This window comes from Luteibacter sp. KNZ12-1A (assembly GCF_056755675.1).
In genome coordinates this window covers 1-4,602 of sequence record NZ_JBPGXU010000166.1, presented here as the reverse complement: position 1 = coordinate 4,602, position 4,602 = coordinate 1, and the positions used below count along the sequence as shown (strand labels likewise).

Here is a 4,602-nt window from a genome sequence, read left to right as displayed (position 1 = left end):
TGTCGGCGATGGGTGCTTGCCGTAACCTGGCCCGCTGCCGCGTGATCGCCGACAGGGTCGGCTCCCACCAGGGCGCGCCTTGGGCGGCTCACGGCCGCGCGGGTTAACATCCGGCCATGCCTATCCAGATCTCCTTCGCCGCCGCCGTCGGCCAGACGCCGCTCCTTCGCCTGCGCCATGCATCGGAGGCCACCGGTTGCGAGATCCTGGCCAAGGCCGAGTTCCTGAACCCGGGCGGCTCGGTGAAGGACCGCACCGCCCTGGGCCTGCTCGACGATGCCGAACGGCGTGGCCTGATCCGTCCCGGCTGTGTCCTGGTGGAGGGCACGGCCGGCAATACCGGCATCGGCCTGGCCCTGCTCGGAGCCAGCCGGGGCCACCGCACGCTGATCGTCATGCCCGAGACCCAGAGCCGGGAGAAGATCGACGCCTTGCGGGTCACCGGCGCCGAAGTGCGGCTGGTACCCGCCGCTCCCTTCAAGGACCCGGGGCACTACGTGCACGTCGCCCGGGCCCTGGCCGAGAAGATGAACGAGCAGGCGCCGGGCAGCGCGTGGTTCGCCAACCAGTTCGACAACACGGCCAACCGCGACTGGCACGAGGCCCATACGGGACCCGAGATCTGGGAGCAAACCGGCGGCAAGGTGGACGGTTTCGTCTGCGCCGCGGGTACGGGCGGCACCCTGGCCGGCGTGGGCCGGGCCTTGAAGGCCCGGCGACCGGATATCCGCATCGCCCTGGCCGATCCCGGCGGTTCGGCGCTGGCGGCTTTCGTCAACACCGGCGAGCTGGTCGCCGAAGGCACCTCGATCAGCGAGGGCATCGGCAGCAGCCGGATCACGGCCAACTTCGCCGACGCCCCGGTCGACCTGGCCTGGACGATCCCGGACACCGAGTCCGTGCCGGTCCTGCACGACCTGCTCCAGCGCGAGGGCTACTGCGTGGGCGGCTCCAGCGGCGTCAACGTGGCTGGCGCGCTGCGCCTGGCCCGGGAACTCGGGCCCGGCCACACCATCGTCACCGTGCTCTGCGACGGCGGCATGCGCTACCAGGCCAAGCTGTTCAATCCGTCCTTCCTGCGCGGCAAGGGCATCCCGGTACCCGAATGGCTGGACCGGGCGTTCCCCTAGCCCGGGCTTCCCCAACCTTCCCTGATAGAATAGGGGGTTAGCCAGAATCAGCGACCCGAGAACGATGTCCTCACACCTCACCGAAACCCGCCGTCGGCGCAGCTTCGCCATCGTCAGCCACCCCGACGCCGGCAAGACCACGTTGACCGAAAAGCTCCTCCTGTTCGGCGGTGCCATCCAGATGGCCGGCTCGGTGAAGAGCCGCAAGGCCGCGCGCCACGCCACCTCGGACTGGATGGCGCTGGAAAAGGAGCGCGGCATCTCGGTCACCTCGTCGGTGATGCAGTTCCCGTACAACGACGCCATCGTCAACCTGCTGGACACCCCGGGCCATGCCGACTTCTCCGAGGACACGTACCGCGTGCTCACGGCGGTCGACTCGGCGTTGATGGTCATCGACTGCGCCAAGGGCGTCGAGGAACGCACGATCAAGCTGATGGAGGTCTGCCGGCTGCGCGATACGCCGATCATGACCTTCATCAACAAGCTGGACCGCGAAGGCCGCCCGCCGATCGAACTGCTCGACGAGGTCGAATCGGTGCTCGGCATCGCCTGCGCGCCTCTCACCTGGCCCATCGGCATGGGTTCACGCCTGAAAGGCGTCTACCACGTGCTGCTGGATGAAGTGCATGTCTTCGAGCCGGGCAAGAACTTCACCCGCCAGGACTCCACCATCTTCAAGGGCCTCGATCATCCGGACCTCGCCGGCCGCATCGGCCAGGCCGCGCTGGATGAACTGCGTGACGAACTCGAACTCGTGCTGGGCGCGTCCAATCCGTTCGACATCGACGCCTATCTCGCCGGCAAGCAGACCCCCGTGTTCTTCGGCTCCGCCGTGAACAACTTCGGCGTGCAGCTGCTGCTCGATTTCTTCGTCGAGCATGCGCCGTCGCCGCGATCGCGTGAAACCCTCACGCGCGAGGTGAAACCCGAGGAAGAAAAACTCACGGGCTTCGTATTCAAGATCCAGGCGAACATGGACCCGGCCCACCGCGACCGCGTGGCGTTCATGCGCGTTTGCTCGGGCACCTATACCGCCGGAATGAAGATGCAGCAGACGCGCACGGGCAAGGAAGTGCGCATCGCCAATGCGCTCACGTTCATGGCTTCCGACCGCGAGATCGTCGAACGCGCCTTTCCCGGCGATGTCATCGGCCTGCATAACCACGGCACGATCACCATCGGCGACACCTTCACCGAAGGCGAACCGCTGTCGTTCACCGGCATTCCCAACTTCGCGCCGGAACTGTTCCGCCGCGCGCGGCTGCGCGATCCGATGAAGATGAAAGCGTTGCAGAAAGGACTCGCCCAGTTGTCGGAAGAAGGCGCCACGCAGTTCTTCCGTCCGCTGATGTCCAACGACCTCATCCTCGGCGCGGTGGGCGTGCTGCAGTTCGACGTCGTGGCCTATCGCCTGAAGGACGAATACAACGTGGATGCCACGTTCGAACAGGTAGGGGTCGCCACCGCGCGCTGGATCCATTGCGACGACGCCAGGAAGCTCGAGGAATTCCGCGAGAAGAACGCCGGCAACCTCGCGATCGATGGCGCGGGCGAACTGGTTTACCTCGCGCCGACCCGCGTCAACCTGCAACTCGCGCAGGAACGCTGGCCGGCGGTGCGCTTCTCGGCCACGCGCGAGCATGCGTCAGCGGTCGAAGTCTGAGTTCGCCGCCCGGCGAACCCGAGGGTCAAACGGGTGACGGATTGAGGAATCGGTGGATCGCCTGCACGACCACCGAGCCCTCGCCCACGCTGGACGCCACTCGCTTGATCGAGCCCGAGCGCACGTCTCCCACCGCGAACACCCCCCGCAGGGTCGTCGCGAACGGTGAAGGCGTGGCGTAACCGTCGGCATCGCGCCCGGTCAGGACGAAGCCCTTGCGGTCGAGGTCGAGGCATCCTTCGAGCCAGCCCGTGTTCGGCTCGGCACCGATCATCACGAAGAGGCTGCCCGCCTTGATCCGCGCCTGGGTCCCGTCGGCACATTTCCAGCCCACTTCCCGCAGGTAGGCATCGCCGTCGAGGTGGTCGATCTGGCAGCGCGTGTGCAGGGTGATCCGCGGCGATTGCGCGATGCGCTGCACGAGGTAATCCGACATCGTGGCGGCAAGACCGTCGCCACGCACGAGGATATGCACGTGAGCCACCGTGCGCGCCAGAAACACCGCCGCCTGGCCTGCGCTGTTGCCGCCACCGACCACCACCACGTCCTCGCCCGCGCAAAGCGTGGCTTCCATCGCCGTGGCGGCGTAGTGGATACCCTGGCCTTCGAACCGTTCGTAGTCGACATGATCGAGCTTGCGATAGCGCGCACCGGTGGCGACGACGACCGCGCGGGCAGCCACCGATGTGCCGTCGTCCAGCAACAGGCGGTAGGGGTGCCTGGAGCAATCCATGCCTTGCACCGAGCGTGCTATCGCCATGTGCGCGCCGAATTTCATCGCCTGCACCTGCGCACGACCCGCCAGCGCCTGGCCCGAGATGCCGGTGGGAAAGCCGAGGTAGTTTTCGATCTTCGAGCTGGTACCGGCCTGCCCACCCGGCGCAAGCGCCTCCAGCACGAGGGTGTCCAGCCCTTCGGACGCCGCGTACACCGCCGCGGCCAGGCCGGCCGGTCCCGCGCCGATCACGGCCACGTCGTGCACGTGATCGCTGTCCAGCACGATGGTGATGCCCAGCTCATCGGCCAGTTCGGAGGTGGTGGGACAACGCATCACGCGGCGATCCGGCATGATCACGACCGGACATTCCGAGGGATGCAAGCCGAAGCCATCGATCAGGTGCCGGGCATCTTCATCGATGTCGGTATCGAGCAAGCGATAGGGATAGCCGTTGCGGATCAGGAAGCTGCGCAGGCGCACGGTATCGGCGGCATGCGCGGAACCGGCCAGGGTCACCCCGCCCTGCCCGCTCTGGATCAAGCCCACGCGGCGCAGGATGAAGGCGCGCATGATGATCTCGCCGATGTCCGGCTCCCCCGAGACCAGCTTGCGGAAGCTCGGTGGATCGACGCGGACCAGACGCGTATCGGAGCCGGTCCGGCCGTTCACCATGATCTGCCGCTCGCTGAACAAGTCCACCTCGCCGGTGAACTGGTTCGGCCCATGGACGGTGAAGACGTTCGGATGGCCGTCTTCGCCGATGTCGTAGACTTCGATGCAACCGTCGATCACGAAGAAATAGTCGATCCGCCGGTCGCCTCGCCGGAACAGCACCGTACCCGCCGGAACGACTTCCTCCACCCCGTACTTCACCAGGCGCGCCGCCATCTCTTCGTTGAGATGGGGAAACGTTTGCTCGCGCCGGTTCGTCGGGCTGGAAGGGTCGTTTTCGGAGGGGATGGCCATCGCGTGAATTCCAGGTCCGGGCGTGCCCGCCCACGGCCGCGACCTTAACGGAAGCGGCATCGCACTATCTTGTATCGGAGCACCATCATGCCTGCGTAGACTGCTGTCTCTTATACACATCT

At 66.4% G+C, this 4,602-nt stretch carries 3 protein-coding genes; 2 read left to right on the top strand and 1 reads right to left on the bottom strand.

Going from position 1 to position 4,602, the window contains the following annotated elements; genetic code table 11:
- The first annotated feature begins 116 nt into the window (after positions 1–116).
- Together ACR9ZJ_RS18915 and ACR9ZJ_RS18910 are read left to right on the top strand one after the other, a co-directional pair.
- Positions 117–1,130, top strand: coding sequence for a cysteine synthase A (locus ACR9ZJ_RS18915; protein WP_481288635.1), 1,014 nt, complete (start codon positions 117–119; stop codon positions 1,128–1,130).
- 64 nt (positions 1,131–1,194) lie between these two features.
- A complete protein-coding gene (locus ACR9ZJ_RS18910; protein WP_481281267.1) occupies positions 1,195–2,796 on the top strand; it encodes a peptide chain release factor 3 in 1,602 nt (533 codons plus the stop codon).
- Positions 2,797–2,821: 25 nt separating this feature from the next.
- On the opposite strand, the gene ACR9ZJ_RS18905 is transcribed toward ACR9ZJ_RS18910, so the two are convergent.
- Positions 2,822–4,480 carry an FAD-dependent oxidoreductase gene (locus ACR9ZJ_RS18905; protein WP_481288634.1) on the bottom strand — a complete coding sequence of 553 codons (1,659 nt, stop codon included), beginning with the start codon at positions 4,478–4,480 and terminating at the stop codon, positions 2,822–2,824.
- Between the last annotated feature and the right edge of the window lie 122 nt (positions 4,481–4,602).